This window comes from endosymbiont of Ridgeia piscesae (assembly GCF_001443665.1).
Classification (GTDB): Bacteria; Pseudomonadota; Gammaproteobacteria; order Chromatiales; family Chromatiaceae; genus Endoriftia; species Endoriftia persephonae.
This window is the reverse complement of sequence record NZ_KQ557122.1, coordinates 54,440-72,127: the sequence shown is the minus strand read 5'-3', so window position 1 is coordinate 72,127 and position 17,688 is coordinate 54,440. Positions and strand designations below refer to the sequence as shown.

The 17,688-nt window shown below is 63.5% G+C and carries 19 protein-coding genes; all 19 read left to right on the top strand.

Going from position 1 to position 17,688, the window contains the following annotated elements; genetic code table 11:
* The first annotated feature begins 138 nt into the window (after window positions 1-138).
* The 19 genes from Ga0074115_RS05665 to iscU all read left to right on the top strand — a co-directional run bounded on the left by Ga0074115_RS05665 (window position 139) and on the right by iscU (window position 17,684).
* On the top strand, window positions 139-1,182 hold the full coding sequence (locus Ga0074115_RS05665) for a hypothetical protein (RefSeq protein WP_057954980.1): 1,044 nt from the start codon (window positions 139-141) through the stop codon (window positions 1,180-1,182).
* Window positions 1,182-3,650 carry a LamG domain-containing protein gene (locus tag Ga0074115_RS05660; RefSeq protein ID WP_060528304.1) on the top strand — a complete coding sequence of 823 codons (2,469 nt, stop codon included), beginning with the start codon at window positions 1,182-1,184 and terminating at the stop codon, window positions 3,648-3,650. Before Ga0074115_RS05665 ends, Ga0074115_RS05660 begins: the two co-directional genes overlap by 1 nt.
* Before the next feature lie 10 nt (window positions 3,651-3,660).
* Window positions 3,661-4,854 carry a hypothetical protein gene (locus tag Ga0074115_RS05655; RefSeq protein ID WP_057954979.1) on the top strand — a complete coding sequence of 398 codons (1,194 nt, stop codon included), beginning with the start codon at window positions 3,661-3,663 and terminating at the stop codon, window positions 4,852-4,854.
* Window position 4,855: 1 nt separating this feature from the next.
* The gene (locus tag Ga0074115_RS05650; protein ID WP_057954978.1) at window positions 4,856-5,386 is read left to right on the top strand and encodes a hypothetical protein; all 531 of its coding nucleotides are present in this window, start codon (window positions 4,856-4,858) and stop codon (window positions 5,384-5,386) included.
* A complete protein-coding gene (locus tag Ga0074115_RS05645; protein WP_060528303.1) occupies window positions 5,383-7,242 on the top strand; it encodes a tetratricopeptide repeat protein in 1,860 nt (619 codons plus the stop codon). Before Ga0074115_RS05650 ends, Ga0074115_RS05645 begins: the two co-directional genes overlap by 4 nt.
* Entirely contained in the window at window positions 7,239-8,552 is a 1,314-nt protein-coding gene (locus tag Ga0074115_RS16630; protein ID WP_232432923.1) for a tetratricopeptide repeat protein, read from the top strand. The genes Ga0074115_RS05645 and Ga0074115_RS16630 overlap by 4 nt, the downstream gene beginning before the upstream one ends.
* Window positions 8,553-8,558: 6 nt before the next feature.
* Window positions 8,559-9,677 carry a tetratricopeptide repeat protein gene (locus Ga0074115_RS16625; RefSeq protein ID WP_232432922.1) on the top strand — a complete coding sequence of 373 codons (1,119 nt, stop codon included), beginning with the start codon at window positions 8,559-8,561 and terminating at the stop codon, window positions 9,675-9,677.
* Between the two features lies 1 nt (window position 9,678).
* On the top strand, window positions 9,679-10,011 hold the full coding sequence (locus tag Ga0074115_RS16620) for a hypothetical protein (protein WP_057954976.1): 333 nt from the start codon (window positions 9,679-9,681) through the stop codon (window positions 10,009-10,011).
* Window positions 9,998-10,612 (top strand): tetratricopeptide repeat protein, encoded by a 615-nt coding sequence (locus Ga0074115_RS05635; protein ID WP_232432921.1) that lies wholly within the window; start codon window positions 9,998-10,000, stop codon window positions 10,610-10,612. Before Ga0074115_RS16620 ends, Ga0074115_RS05635 begins: the two co-directional genes overlap by 14 nt.
* Before the next feature lie 2 nt (window positions 10,613-10,614).
* Entirely contained in the window at window positions 10,615-10,887 is a 273-nt protein-coding gene (locus Ga0074115_RS05630; RefSeq protein WP_057954974.1) for a hypothetical protein, read from the top strand.
* An 84-nt stretch (window positions 10,888-10,971) separates the two neighbouring features.
* Window positions 10,972-11,565 carry a MotA/TolQ/ExbB proton channel family protein gene (locus tag Ga0074115_RS05625; RefSeq protein WP_057954973.1) on the top strand — a complete coding sequence of 198 codons (594 nt, stop codon included), beginning with the start codon at window positions 10,972-10,974 and terminating at the stop codon, window positions 11,563-11,565.
* A complete protein-coding gene (locus tag Ga0074115_RS05620; protein WP_057954972.1) occupies window positions 11,562-11,978 on the top strand; it encodes an ExbD/TolR family protein in 417 nt (138 codons plus the stop codon). Before Ga0074115_RS05625 ends, Ga0074115_RS05620 begins: the two co-directional genes overlap by 4 nt.
* Window positions 11,975-12,496, top strand: coding sequence for an ExbD/TolR family protein (locus Ga0074115_RS05615; RefSeq protein WP_057954971.1), 522 nt, complete (start codon window positions 11,975-11,977; stop codon window positions 12,494-12,496). Before Ga0074115_RS05620 ends, Ga0074115_RS05615 begins: the two co-directional genes overlap by 4 nt.
* Window positions 12,493-13,479 carry an AgmX/PglI C-terminal domain-containing protein gene (locus Ga0074115_RS05610; protein ID WP_057954970.1) on the top strand — a complete coding sequence of 329 codons (987 nt, stop codon included), beginning with the start codon at window positions 12,493-12,495 and terminating at the stop codon, window positions 13,477-13,479. Before Ga0074115_RS05615 ends, Ga0074115_RS05610 begins: the two co-directional genes overlap by 4 nt.
* Complete coding sequence (locus Ga0074115_RS05605) at window positions 13,476-14,471, top strand: FAD:protein FMN transferase (RefSeq protein ID WP_057954969.1); 996 nt, start codon at window positions 13,476-13,478, stop codon at window positions 14,469-14,471. Before Ga0074115_RS05610 ends, Ga0074115_RS05605 begins: the two co-directional genes overlap by 4 nt.
* Before the next feature lie 160 nt (window positions 14,472-14,631).
* Window positions 14,632-15,444, top strand: a complete 813-nt coding sequence (gene cysE, locus Ga0074115_RS05600) for a serine O-acetyltransferase (RefSeq protein WP_057954968.1) — start codon at window positions 14,632-14,634, stop codon at window positions 15,442-15,444.
* A gap of 76 nt (window positions 15,445-15,520) precedes the next feature.
* Entirely contained in the window at window positions 15,521-16,018 is a 498-nt protein-coding gene (gene iscR, locus Ga0074115_RS05595; RefSeq protein WP_006475192.1) for a Fe-S cluster assembly transcriptional regulator IscR, read from the top strand.
* A gap of 45 nt (window positions 16,019-16,063) precedes the next feature.
* The gene (locus Ga0074115_RS05590; protein ID WP_057954967.1) at window positions 16,064-17,278 is read left to right on the top strand and encodes an IscS subfamily cysteine desulfurase; all 1,215 of its coding nucleotides are present in this window, start codon (window positions 16,064-16,066) and stop codon (window positions 17,276-17,278) included.
* A gap of 22 nt (window positions 17,279-17,300) precedes the next feature.
* Window positions 17,301-17,684 carry a Fe-S cluster assembly scaffold IscU gene (iscU, locus tag Ga0074115_RS05585; protein WP_005962988.1) on the top strand — a complete coding sequence of 128 codons (384 nt, stop codon included), beginning with the start codon at window positions 17,301-17,303 and terminating at the stop codon, window positions 17,682-17,684.
* Window positions 17,685-17,688: the final 4 nt, after the last annotated feature.

Sequence of the window (17,688 nt, the reverse complement as noted above, 5' to 3'; positions counted from 1 at the left end):
TGATGTCGTTCAGTCTGGCATTTTTTGTGTCGGCAGGGAGCCAAAATAAACGACGACAATTGCGCGATAAATAGAGATGAACAGAATTTTGGATTTGATAGGCGGTTGGCGACCAGCCATCGCTGATCTGTTGCTGGCGTGCCGCCGCAGGCATCGGTGCTGGCGCAGATGGAGACGCAGATCAGCGCCAATAACGATCCGCTGGCAGCCGCCTATCTGGCGATGGAGCATTCGGCCTTCTACGATGTGCCCCTGAAGAACTTCGCTGCCCCCTGGACCAACGAAGAGCAGAGCCTGTTCGTGCCGCTCAACGATTATAGCGTCACGGTGATCGGCATGGTGCGGGACGAGGTGCCGTTCAATCAGCTGCTCTCGGCTGATCTGCTCTATCAGGGCGACCCGGCACTGGGCCTGCCGCCCTACTCACCCGCCAACAATGATCACTACGAGGCCCTGGAGGTGAGCGGCGTGCCGCTCAAGGATGCGCTGGTCGCCGCCCGCCAGTCGGATCTCAACGGTTTGCCCGCTACCGCCACCGCTGGTGTCATCACCAGTCGGCAGGCGGCCCGGGCGTTTTTTATCGCTGGCACCAACCGGGCGATGTTCCGCTTTACTCTGCTCAACCATCTCTGTCTCGATCTGGAGCAGATCAAGGACACCAACCGCGCCGCGGACCGTGTCCGCCAGGATATCCCCCGCAGCCCTGGCGGTGACAGCCGCCTGTTCCTCAACAACTGTGTCGGCTGCCACGCCGGTATGGACCCGCTGGTGCAGGCCTACGCCTACTACGACTACGACGAGGTCGCCGGGCGGCTGCTCTACACCCCCGGCCAGGTGCGTCCCAAATACCTGATCAACGCCGACAACTTCAAACCGGGCTATGTGACCCCGGACGACCAATGGGACAATTACTGGCGCGCCGGCCCCAACGCCTTGCTCGACTGGGACTCGGCCCTGCCGGGTCGCGGTAACGGCGCCAAATCCCTCGGTGTGGAGCTGGCCAACAGTCAGGCCTTCGCCAGTTGCCAGACGAAGAAGGTCTTCAAGGCGGTCTGCCTGCGCGAGCCGGTGGACAGTGCCGACCACGCCCAGATAGCTGCTATGAGCGACTCCTTCCGGGCCAATAACTACAGTCTAAAACGGCTCTTCGCCGAGTCGGCGGTCTACTGCCGAGGGGAGTGATGCGATCAGCCAATCTAATTAGAGGGGCCAGTCGTGGCTCGCTCATTCTCAGCCTACTCGCTGGCCTGCTGCTGGGTGGTTGCATGGAGGGGGGCAGCACTACCGCCAATCCGCAGACCCAGGCTCCGTCGCAGGGCGGCTACAGTGGCCCGGCAGCGCGCACCGACGATGCTCAGGCGTTTCGCCTCCACCTCTGGGAACCGCTGCGTGCCACCAACCGCTGTGGCGCCTGCCATAGCGTCGGCGGGCAGTCGCCCCAGTTCGTGCGGGATGACGATGTCAATCTCGCCTACAGCGCGGCCAATCCGCTGGTCGATCTCAGCGCCACCGTCGACTCGCGCCTGGTTAGCAAAATCGGTGCTGGCCACAATTGCTGGCTCGACTGCGATGCCGCCTGTGCCGCGGTGATCACCGCCTATCTCGACGCCTGGGCCGACAGCACCGGCATCGGTGATGGGCGCCAGATCGAACTCAAGGCGCCGCCGCTCAAGACGGTAGGTGATTCGCGTATCCTGCCAGACGACCCAACGTTGTTCGGCGCCACCCTCTATCCGCTGCTTACTAGCCATTGCGCCGAGTGCCACTGGGAGGATGCCGCGACTGCCCAGGCACCGTTCTTTGCCGGCCCCGATCTGGCCGCCGCCTACGCCGCGGTCGCCGCCAAGGTCGATCTTGACCTGCCGCAGCAGTCGCGCCTGGTGGTGCGGCTGCGTGATGAGTTCCACAACTGCTGGAGCGGCGACTGCCAGAGCGACGCAGCTGAACTGCGCTCGCAGATCGAGGCGATCGCCGCCCAAGTGGTACCGACCCCGGTCGATCCGGCGCTGGTGCTGAGCAAGGCGCTGCAGCTGGGCGATGGTGTGATCGCCAGCGGTGGCAGCCGTTATGAGTCAAACCAGATCGCCCTCTACGAATTCAAGATCGGTGAGGGGACGACAGTCTACGACACCAGCGGTGTCGAACCGGCGCTCAACCTCACTCTCAGCGGCGATGTCAGCTGGGTCAGCGGCTGGGGGCTGAACTTCGCCGGCGGCAAGGTGCAGGGCCCTACCAGCGCCAGCCGCAAGCTGATCGAATTGATCCAGGCCACCGGCGAGTACTCCATTGAGGCCTGGGTGGTGCCGGCCAATGTTACCCAGGAGGGGCTGGCGCGCATCGTCAGCTACTCCGGCGGCGTCGACACGCGCAACTTCACCCTAGGCCAGACCCGTTACAACTACGACTTCCTGCAGCGCACCGAGCAGACCGGGGCGGACGGCGAACCGGGCCTCTCCACCGCTGATGCGGATGAGCGGCTGCAGGCTGCCGAGCAGCATATCGTAGTCAGCTGTGACCCGCTCAATGGCCGGCGTATCTACGTCAACGGCCAGTTCACCGGGGATATTGATCCGCTGCCCGGCGGTAGCCTGATCGACTGGGATGACAGCTTTGCCCTGGTGCTCGGCAACGAGGTCTCCGGCGATCGCCCCTGGCTCGGCAAGCTGAGGCTGCTGGCGATCCACAATCGCGCACTCACCCCGGAACAGATCGCCCGCAACCAGGCCGCCGGGGTCGGCGAGAAGTTCTTCCTGTTGTTCAGCGTCAGCGAGCTGGTTGGTCTGGCGCAGAGCTACATCCTGTTCGAGGTAAGCCAGTTCGACAGCTACAGCTATCTGTTCAACCAGCCGCGCTTCATCAGCCTGGATGCGACGGTGCAGCCGAGCAACACCCCTCTGGCCGGCATGCGTATCGGCATCAACGGCCACGAAGCGGTGGTGGGGCAGGTCTACAGCAATCTTGACCTGCGCCTCGGTGGGTTCGCCTACTCGCCTGAACAGGGGCAGCTGCTATCGCCGCTGGGCACCATCATCGCCAGTGAGCGGGGTGTGGCGGGGGATGAATTCTTCCTCAGCTTCGAGCGCCTCGGCAGTCACAGCCATGTGTTTACCGAGCCGATGCCGCTGGCTCCGCCACCGCCCGCCGATGGTGAGCCGCAGCCGGTGATCGGCCTGCGCACCTTCGATGAAATCAACGCCAGCATGGCGGAGCTGACCGGCGTCAGCCCGAGTCAGTCGGAGGTGCGTGCCACCTTCGACAGCGTCAAGCAGCAGTTGCCGGCGGTGGAGAAGATCGGCGGTTTCCTCTCCGCCCATCAGGTGGCGGTGTCGCAGCTGGCGATCGAATATTGCAACGCACTGGTGGAGGACCAAGCCCTGCGCAGCAGCTACTTCCCCGGTTTCCCCTTCGACAGCGAGCCCCGGAGCGCCTTTGCCGGTGGCCGGGCGTTGATGCTTGATCCGCTACTGAGCCGGATGCTCGGTGGAGATCTGGCCGATCAGCCCGCCGAAGCGGAGGCCCGTGCCGAGCTGAATCAGCTCACCGATCGGTTGACTGCCTGCGGTGCCAGCTGTGAGGCGGGGCGCACCGCCACGGTGGTCAAGGCCAACTGCGCGGCACTGCTCGGCAGTGCGGTGATGCTGCTGCAATAACCCGGACACAATGATGAAACGACGACTCAGGAACCTCTCCCCGGATGCGCCGCTGCTCTACCCGGACCACCCTCGCCCGATCAGCCGGCGTGACTTCATTCGCCAGGGGCTGGCTGCCGGGCTGGGGGCGGTGACCGCGCCGGGCCTGTTTGGCCTGTTTGCCAATCCGCGCCAGGCCAGTGCCGTCCTCTCCAGCGATCTGCAGGCGCTCAAGCAATCCTGTGGCATTGCGGTGCAGGGGGCCGGCAAGATCCCCTTCATCTGTTTCGACCTGGCTGGCGGCGCGAATATCGCCGGTTCCAATGTGCTGGTGGGCCGCCAGGGTGGTCAGCGCGACTTTCTCACCACCGCCGGCTACAGTCGCCTCGGCCTGCCCGGTGACATGATCCCGCCGCTGAGCAATCCCGATACTGGCTTCAGTGACTTCATCAACAGTGACCTGGGGCTCGCCTTCCACAGTGACAGCGCCTTTCTGCGCGGCATCCTGGAGCGGGTTTCGCCCGGTACCGCCGCCAGTATCAACGGCGCAGTGATCCCGGCGCTCAACCCCTCCATCGACCCGGATATCGTCGGGCCGATCTTCAGCCAGGCCGAATATGACGACGAGGCTGAGTTTCGCAAGACCGCCGCGGTGATGAAGCTGGTGCTCAATGGCTATGCCGGGGCTGGCACCATCACCATGGGCGGCTTTGACTACCACACCGGCAACCGGGCGGTGGGCGAGATCCGCGACCTGCGCGCCGGGCGCTGCATGGGGGCCTGCCTAGAGTATGCCGCGCGGCTCGGTGTACCGCTGATGCTCTACTGTTTCAGCGACGGCTCGGTGGCCAGCAACGGCAGTCTCGACAACTCGGCAGAGGGGCGTGGCAAGGGCGTCTGGACTGGCGACAACTCCTCCACCGCCGCCTCCTTTTTTCTCGTCTACAACCCGGCAGGGCGTCCGGCACTGCTCGGCGCCAGCCCGGAACAGCAGGCGCAGCATCAGCAGATTGGCTTCTTCCGCGGTGATGGCTCGGTGGAAACCGCCTCCGCCCCGGCGGCCAACAACGTCAACCTGCTGGTAGAGACGGTGGTGCTCAACTACATGGCGCTGCACGGTGAGCAGGGCCGCTTCGGCGGACTGTTCCCCGGTCACGGCCTGGGCAATGCGGCACTGCTCGACCGGCTCACCGCCTTTCAACCCATCGTCAGCGGGACCCTCTGATATGCCGATGCTCTACCGACTGCTGTTGGCGGTGATGCCGCTAATTTTGTTCCTTGCCATTTCGAGTCAATCTCAGGCCGCAGAGCCGGCTGATCTGCAGAGGGAGGTGCGGGCGCTGAAGAAGGCGGTGCTAGCGCTCAATCGGGATCTCTTCCTGCTGGAAGAGGAGCTGCTGTTCCCCGGCCACACTCAGGTCTCGGTGTTCCTCTCCCTCGATCTCGGCGATTACTTCAGTCTCGACTCGGTGCAGCTGAAGATCGACGACAAGGAGCTGGCCAACCACCTCTACACCAAGCGGGAGCTGGCGGCGCTGCGCCGCGGTGGGGTGCAGCGGCTGTTCCTCGGCAACCTGAAGAGTGGTGAGCATGAACTGGTCGCCTTCTTCACCGGTGTTGGCCCCTCCGGCCGCGACTATCGCCGCGCCACCAGCCTCAAGTTCAGCAAGGGGATCAGTCCCAAGCTGCTGGAGCTGCGCATCGTCGATCTGGAAGCAAAACAGCAGCCGGAGTTCAGCGTGCGGGAGTGGGAGTGAGTCGGCCAGCTTTCATCGCGCGACTGGGCTGCGCTCTGTTGATGGTAGCGCTGGGAGGCGTCGTACTGGCTGAGTCGGCACCACCCAGCGCCGGGGTGCGCGACCTGCATTATGGCGAGGCGCTGTTTCAGCTCTTCCAACAGCGCAACTTCACTGCCATCACCCATCTGCAGATGGCCCAGGCGCAGGGGCTGATGCAGGCTCAGGGTGATGAGCCGGCGCTGATCCTGGGTGGGCTCTATCTCGCCTATGGTCTGTACGATGAGGCGGAGCCGCTGTTTGAACGCCTGTTGGCGCGGGCGGCGAAACCGGTGGTGCGTGACCGGGCCTGGCTGCAGCTGGCGCGGCTGCACCAGCAGCAGGGGCGCACAGAGCGGGCAGCTACCGCCTTCGAACAGATTGGCGAGGCCCTGCCCGAGCCGCTGCAGCACCAGCGGCGCGAACTGGCCGGCCTGATTGCGCTGGCGCAGGGTGAACCTGGCTTGGCGGCAGCGCAGCTGCAGAGCACAGCTGAGGATGACGATTGGCAGGGTTTTCACCTCTTCAACCGGGCGCTGGCAGAGTTTGGTCAGGGGCGGCAGCAGGCGGGCCGAGCACTGCTCCAACAACTGAGCCAGCTCGATGCCGACGACGAAGAGCACCGTGCCCTGCGCGACCGCGCCAACCTGCTGCTCGGTCTGCTGTTGCTCGAGGCGGGGGAGAACGCCGCCGCCCAAGCGCCGTTGCAGCGGGTGCGATTGCAGGGTATCCACTCCAACCGGGCGCTGTTGGCGCTGGGCTGGGCCGCCTTCCGCCAGCAGCAGTTTGAACAGGCGCTGAGTCCCTGGCAGGCGCTGGCAGCACGCGCTCCGGCGGACCCGGCGGTGCAGCAGGCGCTGCTGCTGATCCCCCTGGCGTTGCAGCAGTTGCAAGCGGAGAGTGAGGCGTTGAAGCGCTACCGTCAGGCGCTCGACAGCTATAAACAGGAGTTGGCTGTGCTGGATCAGGCGCTGCAGGCGGTGGCCGGCGGAGCACTGCTGCCAGCGCTATCGGCTATCGACGAGACCAGTTCTGTCGGCGATCTGCCGCCGGCGGCTGACCCGGTGCTGCAGCGCCGTCTGTTCGATCTGCTGGCACAGCACCGTTTCCGCCAAGCCTATCAGGACTATCTCGATCTGGGCTTTCTGCATACCAATCTCAGCCATTGGTCCGCCACCATCGAGAGCTACGATCAGATGCTGGCAGCGCGCCAAAGCGCCTACACTCGACAGCTGCCGAGGGCCGAAGCGGCGCTCTCCGATCAGTCTCTGCAGAGTCTGCAGCAGCGCCACGATGAGTTGCTTGAAAAGGAACATAAACTGGCCGGCGGCAGTCAGCCGATGCGGCTGGCAGATGCAAAAGAGCAGGCGCAGCTGGTGCGCATCGAGTCGATCGAACGACGCCTGGATGCGCTGGGCGATGTGGCTGGGCTCGAGGAGAAACGGCAGCGCCTGCGGCTGATGAAGGGGTTGCTGCGCTGGCAAGTGGAGAGTGATTTTAAACCCCGCCTCTGGCAATTCAGCAAAGACCTTCGCTCAGTCAACACGGAGCTGGAGCAGAGCGAACGTCAGCGCCAGCGTCTGCAGCAGGCGGTGCAACAGGCGCCGGGCCGCTTCAAAGGTTTTGCCACGCGGATCGACGCGCTGAAGGCGCGCATTGCCGAGCTGCAGCCTGCGCTGAATCAGACCCTGCAGGCCCAGGCCGGTGAACTGAAGCGCCTCGCCAGCGAGTCGCTGCAGCAGCGTAAGGTGGGTCTCGACGGTTTGCGTGCCCGCGCCCGCTTTGCCCTCGCCCAGTTGCAGGATCGGGCTGCCAGCCGTGCTGGAGCGACGCCATGAGGGCAGTGGCGCTGATCCTGCTTCCTCTCCTGTTGCAGGGGTGTGTCTCCTGGCTGCAGCGTGAGCCGGGGCCGCCGACCCTGGCTAGCCTGCAGGCCCGCCCGCGAACAGTGCAGGCGGAGCCGGTGGTGGCGCCACCCCCCGGGCAGGTGATGGCAGGCTATCAGGTGCTGCTGCAGCAGCCGGCGCCGCCCGAGCTGACTTGGGAGGCGACCCGGCGACTGGCAGATCTGCAGCTGGAACAGGGTGAGGAGCGCCTCGGCGATGCGTCTGCTGGGAATGCGTCAGCGCAGGATTTCGCCAGTGCCATCGCGCTCTATCGTAGGCTGTTGGAGCGGGATGGGGCCTTTGCCGGACGTGATCGGCTGCTCTACCAGCTGGCCCGGGCGGAGGCGCTGGCTGGTCGTCCGGCGCGCTCGCAGCAGGCCCTCGATCAGCTGGTGCGGGAGCATCCCAACTCCCCCTATCTGCAGGAGGCGCAGTTCCGCCGTGGTGAGTGGCTGTTCGCGCAGGCCGACTATGCCGGAGCCGAGCATGCTTATGCCGCTGCGGTGGCGGCTGGCGAGGCCTCGCCCTTCCATCAGCGTTCGCTGTTCAAACTTGGCTGGGCGCTGTTCAAACAGCAGCATTTCGAAGCGGCGCTGGATGCCTTCACCCGATTGCTTGATCGGCGGGCCGATGCCCTGGAACGGTTCGACAGTGATGCGCTGGCGCGCGGCGAGCGGGAGCTGCTGCAGGATACCCTGCGGGTGGTGAGCCTTAGCTTCATCCAGTTGGGCGGTGCTGCCGGCATTGATCACTACTTCCGGCAAAACGGAGGCAGGGGCTGGCTGCACCGGGTCTATCGCAGCCTGGGTGATCTCTATCTGAAGCAGCAGCGCATCCTCGATGCGGCTGGCGCCTATCTCGCCTTTGTGCGGCAGCACCCGAGTCATCCGCAGGCACCGGGTCTGCAGCTGCTGGCGATCGATAACTTCACCAAACATGGTTTTCCCAGTCAGGCGCTGGCGGCGAAACAGGAGCTGGCGGAGCGTTACCGGCTCAACGGCCCCGCCTGGCGGGAGCTGGATCCGTCGAGCCGGGCCGAGCTTACCCCCCATCTGCGTCGTCATCTGCGTGATCTGGCCGCCCATTACCACGCGTTGGTGCAGCAGAAGGGGAGGGTTTCGAAGGCGCAACGGGATGCATGGTTCGAGCTGGCAGTGGCCTGGTATCGTCACTACCTGGCGCGTTTCCCCGGTGAGGCGGAGAGTGGTGCGGTGAACTTTCTGCTGGCGGAACTGCTGTTCGAGCGGGGTGCGTTCAACTAGGCGGTGATGGCGTATCAGCGCAGCGCCTATGACTATCCGTCCCATAAGGACGCCGCCGAGGCGGGCTATGCAGCGTTACTGGCCTTTGAAAAGCAGACGCCGCGCCTGCCCGAGGCGCAACGCCCAGAGTGGCAGCGTCAGGCGGCTGAGAGTGGGCTGCGCTTTGCTGACTGGTTTGGCGATGATCCGCGGGCCGCGAAAGTGCTGAGCCGCAGTGCCCAGCAGCTGTTTGAGCTGGGCGATTACGCCCGGGCCCGTACGCTGGCGCGGCGCAGTCTGAAGTCGGGCTCCAGCCTGGAGCGGAAGGCGCAGCGGGTGAGCTGGATGGTAGCGGCCCATGCCGCCTTCGAACTGGCCGACTACGCCGAGGCTGAGGCGGGCTACAGCCAGCTGTTACAATTGCCGGGATCAGCAAAAAACAGCCAGGGTATGATCCGCGAAAAGCTTGCCGCCGCCATCTACCAGCAGGGCCGCGCTCAGCGGGAGAAGGGCGCAGCGGCGGCCGCGGCCCGGCACTTTCTGCGCGTCGGCCAGGTGGTGCCCGGGGCGACGATTCGTGCCACCGCCGAATACGATGCCGCCGCCAGTCTGATCGCGACAAGCCGTTGGGCCGAGGCGGCCGAGGTGTTGGAGGCGTTTCGTCGTCGCTATCCCAAACATGAGTCGATTGCTGATGTGCAGCGCAAACTGGCGCTGGTTTATCTGCAGGATAAGCAGCCGCTGCAGGCTGCCGCTGCCTTTGAGCGGGTCGCCGCCACTCCCCAGGCGATCGATGTGCAACTCCAGGCTACCTGGCAGGCAGCGGAGCTCTACCAGCAGGCCGGCAGCGGAAAGCAGGCGGTGGCTGCCTTCAAGCGCTATGTGAAGCGTTTCCCTGAGCCACAGGAACCGGCGATGGAGGCGCGCCAGCGGCTGGTCGAGCTCTACCAGCAGCAGGATCAGTCTGCCAAACGCGACTACTGGCTGCGTCAGCTTGTTGCGACGCAGCGCAAGGCCGGCCAGGTCAGTAGTGAGCGCAGCCGTTATCTCGCTGCCCATGCGGCGTTGCGGCTGGCCGAGCCGGAGTTCTCTGCGTTTGAGCGGATCCCGCTGAAGCGCCCGTTGGCGCGCCATCCAAGCCTTTGAATTGGCAGCTGGTTTTGCCCAGGCCGGGGTGACCACCCAGGCGACCTTCCGCCTCGCCGAGATCTACCGGCTGTTTGGCGAGTCGCTGCTGCATTCTGAACGTCCGGCCGGACTCTCGGCGGCGGAGCTGGAGCAGTATGAGTTGTTGCTGGAGGAGCAGGCCTTCCCCTTCGAGGAACGGGCGATCGAGGCCCACCAGGTAAATGCCAGGCGGGCCGCCCAGGGGAGCTATGACGCGTGGGTCAGGCAGAGTTTCGAGCGCTTGGCGGCGCTGAGTCCGGCGCGTTATGCCAAGCAGGAGCAGGGGGAGCGGGTGTTCGATGCGTTGCGTTAGACCGATCTCTCTTCTACTACTGCTCCTGCTGCTGGTGGGCTGTGCCGGTATCACACCGCGTTTGGATGCACCGCTGCAGGTCGTTACGGAACAGAAGCCGGCATCGCCTGCGAGACTGCCCGAGCCGGCCCAGGCTCAATTGCGGCAGGTGCTCAGCGCGATGCAGACAGGTGATGAGGCGCAGGCCATGCCGCTGCTGCAGGGCTTGGTGGAGGCGTATCCCGGTCTGCTCTCGCCCTGGCTCAATCTGGGTATCCTGCGACTCAGGACGGGGCAGCTGGAGAGCGCCGATGCGGCACTGCAGCAGGCGCTGCGGCTTGATCCGGAGAACCCGGTGGCACAGCATCAACGGGCTATCGTGTTGCGTCACCAAGGGCGCTTTAAGGAGGCGCTGGCACTCTATCAGGCGCTGCTCGCAGCGCATCCTGATCACGCCCTGGGGCACCGCAACCTGGGCATCCTCTACGACCTCTATCTGAATCAGCCGCAGCAGGCGCTGGCGCACTACCGGCGTTATGCAGCGTTCTCTGTCGATGGGCAGGCGGAGAGCAGAGTGTGGATCGCCGAGCTGCAGCGGCGCATCGCGGCGGAGGGCCGATAAGCATGAACAGAACCTCTTTTCATTGGCTGCTGTTGGCGCTGCTGATGCAGACGCCGGCCCAGGCGGAGCAGCGGCTGGAGCTGCAGGGCACCTCGATCATCGGCAGTCGCGAGTCGCCCCAGGTGCTTTATCTGGTGCCCTGGCAGAAGCCGGGGCCGGGACAGCCGCTGGGGATGCCGTCGTTGCAGTCGGCCAGTGATCTGCTGGCGCCGATCGAGCGGGCGCAATTTCGCCGCCGGCTCGACTATTTCAACGCGGCCGCTGAGCGGCCCTAATCGACACTATCTGACCCAACTGAGGGAGAGCACCATGGACAATCTTCACACAATCATCCGTTTTTTCCAGGAGGGGGGCTGTTTATGTACCCGATCCTGCTAATCTTCGCCGCCGGGCTGGCGATCGCCATCGAGCGTTATCTCTATCTGGTCAACGCCCGGCTGCGCAACAACCGCTTCTGGACCCGGATGTTGCCACAGCTGAATCAGGGCGATTTCAAACAGGCGCTGGAGTCGGCTGCGGATTCCAGCACCGCCTTGGGGCGCATCATGGTCTACGGTCTGGACCGGGTGCGCAGCGCGCGCCGCCGCAGCGATCTGGAGATGGCGATGGAGGAGGGCCTGATGGAGGAGATACCACGCTTCGAAAAGCGCACTCACTATCTCAGTGCCCTGGCCAATATCGCCACCCTGCTGGGGCTGCTGGGCACCATCATCGGCCTGATCAATGCCTTTACTGCGGTCTCGGCAGCCGACCCGGCGGAGAAGGCCGATCTGCTCTCCGCCAGTATCTCGGTGGCAATGAATACCACCGCGTTTGGCCTGATGGCGGCGATCCCGCTGCTGCTGGTCTACACCCTGCTGCAGAGCCGCACCACGCAGATCGTCGACAGCCTGGAGATGGCCTCGGTGAAGTTCCTTAATATCGTCACCGAGCGGGCTGGGAGTGCGCGATGAGACGCCGCTCGCGACGGCTCCACGAAGAGGCGGAGCTGAACATCACCGCGTTCATGAATCTGATGGTGATCCTGGTGCCGTTTCTGTTGATCACTGCCTCCTTTTCGCGGATGGCTGTGCTCGATCTCTATCTGCCGCCGGCCGCGGCGGGTGGTGAGGCGGCCAAGGGCGAGCTGCAGCGGCTGTCGCAGTTGCTGCAGGCGCTCAAGGCGCGTTATCCCGACAAGCGCACAGCCTATCTGCTGGCGGAGCCGCAGGTCGCCTACGATACCCTGGTGCAGGTGATGGATCGGGTGCGGGTCGCCGAGCTAGTGCAGGCCGGTTCGCTGGTGCAGGCGGAGCTGTTCCCCGATATATCCCTGGGGGATGCGCCGCCGCTGCCCGAACCGGCCGGGCAGGGGGAGAGATCATGAAGCTGTCACGCCGGGCCAAACGCATGCAGCGCCACCATCGGCGTAACCGTGGCCGTGGTGCCATCAACCTGGTGTCGCTGATGGATATCTTCACCATCCTGGTGTTTTTCCTGCTGGTCAACTCCTCCGAGGTGCAGATTCTGCCCAATGCCAAGGCGCTGCAGCTGCCGGAGTCGAGTGCTGAGCAACGTGCCGAGGAGTCGTTGGTGGTGATGCTGAATCGCCAGGAGATCCTGCTGCAGGGGCACCCTGTGGCGCAGCTTGCTGAGTTGATGGAGGACGATTCGGAGCTGATCGCGCCGCTGGCGCAGGCGCTGGCAGCGCGGGCGGCTGAGCGGCAGACAGCAACAACAGCGGAGGGTGCGGCAAGCGGTGATATCACTATCATGGCCGACAAGCAGACCCCTTATCGGCTGCTGAAGCGGGTGATGTTGACCTGCGCCGAGAGCCGCTTCGGCAACATCTCGCTGGCGGTGCTGCGTCGCCCCGAGGCGGGTGAGTCGGAGGTGGCGCTATGAGTGTGATGGTGCATCGTTTGGAACTGCCCTGGAACACCCTGCACTGGGAGGACAGACAGTTTCGCTGGTTGCAGTTGGGCCTGTTGAGTGCGGCGCTGCTGCTGGGGTGGGTGGTCTCGGTGGTGGAGCTGTCACAGCCTGAACGGATCAAACGGGTTCAGCCGCCGCGACTGGCGAAATTGACCCTGGAGCGGCGGCCGGTCGAACTGGTGAAGCATAAACCACCGGAGATTGAGATCCCAGAGGCCAAACCCAAGCCGGTGGTGAAACCTAAGCCAAGGTCCAAACCGAAACCTAAACGGGTGGCAAAAAAGCGGCCGAAGGCGCCACCGGCCAGGGTGGCGAAACGGCGGGTGCAGAGCGATCCGGCCGCCGCGCGGCGCAAGGCGCAGCAGTCGGGCCTGCTCGCCTTCGCCGATGAGCTGGCGGATCTGCGTAGCGCGCCGGCGGTGAGTAGCACCACAGCGACTCGCAGTCTCTCCAAGGCGGGCAATCAGGCGAAAAAGGTGGCGCGTTCTCTGGTGACCGCGGACGCCGCTAGGGGCAGTGCCGGCATCGACACCAGTCGCTTGAGCCGCGATACCGGTGGCCAGGGTTTGAGTGGCCGCAAAACGACCCAGCTGCGTTCGGCAGTGCAGGGCAATGGTGGCGGTGGCAGTCGCGCCAGTCGGCCGATCAGTAACAGCCTTGAGGGCCAGCGCAGCAGCGAAGAGGTGCAGCTGGTATTTGATCGCAATAAGGGGGCGGTCTATGCCATCTACAATCGAGCCTTGCGCAAAGATCCAACCCTGCGCGGCAAGCTGCTGTTGGAGATCACCATCGCCCCCTCGGGCAGGGTGACCGACTGCCGGCTGCTCTCATCGGAGCTGAATAATCCGAGCCTGGAGCGCAAGCTGCTGGCACGGATTCGCATGTTCGACTTCGGCGTGAAGGATGTGGCGACCACGGTGGTCTTCTATCCGATCGACTTTCTCCCCTCATGACGAGGGCTGTCGTCTGGCTGCTTCTGCTGTCGCTGTTCAGCCTTGGTGCACAGGCGCAGTGGCTGCAACGCAGCGCCGATATCATGGGGACCCGGGTCGTGATCCAGCTCTGGAGCGAGTCGGTGGGGGCGGGCGAGGTGGCGATCGAGGCGGTGTTGGAGGAGCTGCGTCGGATCGATCGGGCGATGAGTCCGTTTTGTCCCGACAGTGAGCTGTCACGGGTCAACCGGCAGGCGGCCCAGGGCGCGGTGGTTATCAGCGATGAGCTGTATGGGGTGCTGGCGCGGGCGCAGCAGATCTCGGAGCTAAGTGACGGGGCCTTCGATATCACCTTCGCCAGTGTGGGGCATAGATACGATTATCGACGCGGCATCAGGCCCAGCGAGCAGCAACTCGAACAGCTGCTGCCGATGATCGACTATCGATATCTGGTGCTGACTCCAGATCCTCCCCGCCTGGCATTTGCTCGACCGGGGGTGCGCATTGACCTGGGCGGTATCGCCAAGGGCTATGCGGTAGACCGGGGCATCGCCATCCTGCAGCAGCACGGCATCGAACATGCGCTGCTCAGCGCTGGCGGTGACAGCCGTTTTCTCGGCGACCGACGTGGCCGCCCTTGGCGGGTGGGGGTACGTGACCCCGATGATAAGGCGGGTATCAGGGCGCTGCTGCCGTTGAGCAATACGGCACTCTCCACCTCCGGTAATTATGAGCGCTTCTTCATCCAGGATGGGGAGCGCTATCACCATATTCTCAACCCGCGCTCGGGCCGATCGGTCAAGGGGTTGCGCAGCGTTTCGGTGCTGGGAGCGGAGGCGATCACCACCGATGCGCTCTCCACCGCGCTGTTTGTGCTGGGGCGGCAGGCCGCTATGGCGCTGGTGGAGCGGCTGCCAGGCATCGAGGCAGTGCTCGTCGATACAGAGGGTCGTCTGCACTTTTCGTCGGGGCTGGGCCAGGCTGGCCAGTCTGCAGCGGTGGCTCTCGATTAGATCGCTTTCGGCTCAGGCGTTCGCCGGAACAGTCCCTCCTGCTCTATTTCCTAGTATTTTACATGGTATTGTGGATAATCTCCCACCCGGATATCGCTATGCTAGTGGCACTGGTCCAGTGGGCGGGTCTGTGAGTATAGGCAAGGTTTTGGAGGGGCTGATGAGCTTCGGTTGGCGGGAAGATATTCAGTGCGTGTTCGAGCGCGATCCGGCGGCGCGCACCACCTTTGAGATACTCACCACCTATCCGGGGGTGCATGCGGTGATGTTTCACCGCCTCTCCCATTGGCTCTGGAATGCGGGCCTGAAGTGGCTGGCGCGGGTCAACGCCAACATCGCCCGCTGGCTAACCGGTATCGAGATCCATCCGGGTGCGGTGATCGGCCGGCGCTTTTTTATCGACCACGGCATGGGGGTGGTGATCGGTGAGACCGCGATCATCGGTGATGATTGCACCCTCTATCACGGTGTCACATTGGGCGGTACCAGCTGGGAGAAGGGCAAACGCCACCCGACCCTGGCTAACAATGTGGTGGTGGGTGCGGGCGCCAAGGTGCTTGGGCCGATCCTGATCGGCCAGGGCGCGCGTATCGGTTCCAATGCGGTGGTGGTGAAAGATGTGCCGCCCGGCGCTACCGCGGTGGGTGTGCCGGGGCGGTTGATCACGCCGAAGAAAGCGGCCGATGGTCATCGCGAGGCGATTGCCAAGAAGATTGGTTTCGATGCCTATGGCGCAACCAAGGATGCCCCCGATCCGGTCGCCCATGCGATCAACTGCATGCTCGATCACATGCACGTGATGGACAGTAAGATGCAGTCGATGTGCGAGGCGCTGAAGAAGATGGGCCTGTCTGAGGAGGATGGTGTGATGCCGCCGCTGGACTCCTGCGAGATCGTCTCCACTGCGGAAGAATTGCTGAAGCTGGATGAGGCGAGTGGCGAGACCCCGGCGAAGAATAAAACCGCAGAATGACAGGGGCGCAAAATACTTGACTAAAATACTTGGGAATGTATATTAGCGACCAAACATATTGTTTGGAGCGAAGCGCGTGAAGCTTACCACAAAAGGTCGTTATGCCGTAACGGCAATGCTCGACCTGGCACTCCACTACGGTCGGGGGCCGATCACCCTAGCGGATATTGCCCAGCGACAGGGGATATCGCTCTCCTACCTGGAGCAACTCTTCTCTCGTCTGCGCAAAAAGGAGCTGGTGACGAGTGTGCGGGGGCCAGGTGGCGGCTATAGCCTGGGGCGCGAGGCGGCTGAGATCTTCATCGGCGAGGTGATTACCGCGGTCGATGAAAGCATGGACACCACTCGTTGCCACGGCGCCCACAACTGTCAGAATAATGATCGCTGCTTGACCCACGACCTGTGGGCCGACCTGAGCGAGCAGATCTACCACTACCTCAACCGCATCAGCCTGCAGGACCTGATGGACCGCAAGGCGGTGAAAGAGGTGTCAGAACGGCAGGAGCAGGAAGAAGAGGGGCCATCGATTGCTATCAGCTCCCTCACAGAAGCCAGCAATCCAGCGAGTGCCTGAGCACCCGCCCTTTATCCCTTTCCCTATTTCGGAGTCGATTGAGAAATGAAGTTACCGATCTATATGGACTATTCAGCTACCACCCCGGTCGACCCCCGGGTTGCTGAGCTGATGTGTAGTTTCCTGACTCCTGATGGTGATTTTGGCAACCCGGCGTCACGCTCCCACTCCTTTGGCTGGACTGCGGACGAAGCCGTGAGCCGGGCGCGCAAACAGGTGGCGGAACTGGTCAATGCCGATCCGAAAGAGATCGTCTGGACCTCCGGCGCTACCGAGTCCGATAATCTGGCGATCAAGGGTGTGGCCCACTTCTATCAGAAGAAGGGCAAGCACATCATCACCTGCAAGACCGAACACAAGGCGGTACTCGACACCTGCCGTCAGCTAGAGCGCGAGGGCTTCGAGATCACCTATATGGATCCCGAGCCGAACGGCCTGATCGATCTGGGCAAGCTCGAGGCGGCGTTGCGCGACGACACCATCCTGGTCTCGATCATGCACGTCAATAACGAGATCGGCGTGATCCAGGATATCGAGGCGATCGGTGAACTGACCCGACCCCGCAAGATCCTGCTCCATGTCGATGCTGCCCAGAGCGCCGGCAAGGTGCCGATCGACCTGCAGAAGATGAAGGTCGACCTGATGTCCTTCTCCGCGCACAAGATCTACGGACCCAAGGGTATAGGCGCGCTCTACGTGCGTCGCAAGCCGCGGGTGCGGCTGGAGGCGCAGATGCACGGCGGTGGCCACGAGCGCGGTATGCGCTCCGGTACCCTGGCAACCCACCAGATCGCTGGTATGGGCGAGGCGTTCCGTATCGCTGGCGAGGAGATGGTGGCCGAGAATGAGCGTATCCAGGCCCTGCGCCAACGCCTGTGGGACGGTATCAAGGATATGGATGAGGTCTACCTGAATGGCGATCTGGAGCAGCGCGTCGCTGGCAATCTGAATGTCAGTTTCGCCTTCGTCGAGGGTGAATCGTTGATCATGGCACTGAAGGATCTGGCTGTCTCCTCCGGTTCCGCCTGCACCTCGGCCAGCCTGGAGCCGAGCTACGTACTGCGCGCGCTAGGGCGTGAGGATGAGCTGGCGCACAGCTCGATCCGGTTTACATTCGGTCGCTTCTCCACGCTGGAAGAGGTGGACTACGCGGTGGAGAAGATTCGCAGCCAGGTGAGCCGCCTGCGTGAACTCTCCCCCCTGTGGGAGATGTTCAAAGATGGTATCGATCTGAAATCGATCCAATGGGCGGCACACTGATTTTTCGATAGAGGTTAAGGTTATGGCATACAGTGATAAGGTACTCGACCACTACGAGAATCCGCGCAATGTGGGTGCTTTCGACAACGAAGAGAAGAGCGTCGGCACCGGCATGGTGGGTGCGCCGGCCTGTGGTGATGTGATGCGTCTGCAGATAAAGGTCAACGACGCTGGGGTGATCGAGGATGCCCGCTTCAAGACCTACGGCTGCGGTTCCGCCATCGCCTCTAGCAGCCTGCTCACCGAGTGGGTAAAGGGCAAGACCCTGGATGAGGCGCAGCAGATCAAAAACTCCGAGATCGCCGAAGAGCTGGCGCTGCCGCCGGTCAAGGTGCACTGCTCGGTCCTGGCTGAAGATGCGATCAAGGCTGCGATCAAAGATTATACCGACAAGAATGCGGGTTAAGGTC

Bases quoted from the DNA above. Each gene is read 5' to 3' on its own strand.
- Ga0074115_RS05660 (WP_060528304.1), top strand. From the start codon at position 1,182: ATGCGATCAGCCAATCTAATTAGAGGGGCCAGTCGTGGCTCGCTCATT.
- Ga0074115_RS05655 (WP_057954979.1), top strand. From the start codon at position 3,661: ATGATGAAACGACGACTCAGGAACCTCTCCCCGGATGCGCCGCTGCTC.
- Ga0074115_RS05650 (WP_057954978.1), top strand. From the start codon at position 4,856: ATGCCGATGCTCTACCGACTGCTGTTGGCGGTGATGCCGCTAATTTTG.
- Ga0074115_RS16630 (WP_232432923.1), top strand. From the start codon at position 7,239: ATGAGGGCAGTGGCGCTGATCCTGCTTCCTCTCCTGTTGCAGGGGTGT.
- Ga0074115_RS16625 (WP_232432922.1), top strand. From the start codon at position 8,559: ATGGCGTATCAGCGCAGCGCCTATGACTATCCGTCCCATAAGGACGCC.
- Ga0074115_RS05635 (WP_232432921.1), top strand. From the start codon at position 9,998: ATGCGTTGCGTTAGACCGATCTCTCTTCTACTACTGCTCCTGCTGCTG.
- Ga0074115_RS05630 (WP_057954974.1), top strand. From the start codon at position 10,615: ATGAACAGAACCTCTTTTCATTGGCTGCTGTTGGCGCTGCTGATGCAG.
- Ga0074115_RS05625 (WP_057954973.1), top strand. From the start codon at position 10,972: ATGTACCCGATCCTGCTAATCTTCGCCGCCGGGCTGGCGATCGCCATC.
- Ga0074115_RS05620 (WP_057954972.1), top strand. From the start codon at position 11,562: ATGAGACGCCGCTCGCGACGGCTCCACGAAGAGGCGGAGCTGAACATC.
- Ga0074115_RS05615 (WP_057954971.1), top strand. From the start codon at position 11,975: ATGAAGCTGTCACGCCGGGCCAAACGCATGCAGCGCCACCATCGGCGT.
- Ga0074115_RS05610 (WP_057954970.1), top strand. From the start codon at position 12,493: ATGAGTGTGATGGTGCATCGTTTGGAACTGCCCTGGAACACCCTGCAC.
- Ga0074115_RS05605 (WP_057954969.1), top strand. From the start codon at position 13,476: ATGACGAGGGCTGTCGTCTGGCTGCTTCTGCTGTCGCTGTTCAGCCTT.
- cysE (WP_057954968.1), top strand. From the start codon at position 14,632: ATGAGCTTCGGTTGGCGGGAAGATATTCAGTGCGTGTTCGAGCGCGAT.
- Ga0074115_RS05590 (WP_057954967.1), top strand. From the start codon at position 16,064: ATGAAGTTACCGATCTATATGGACTATTCAGCTACCACCCCGGTCGAC.
- iscU (WP_005962988.1), top strand. From the start codon at position 17,301: ATGGCATACAGTGATAAGGTACTCGACCACTACGAGAATCCGCGCAAT.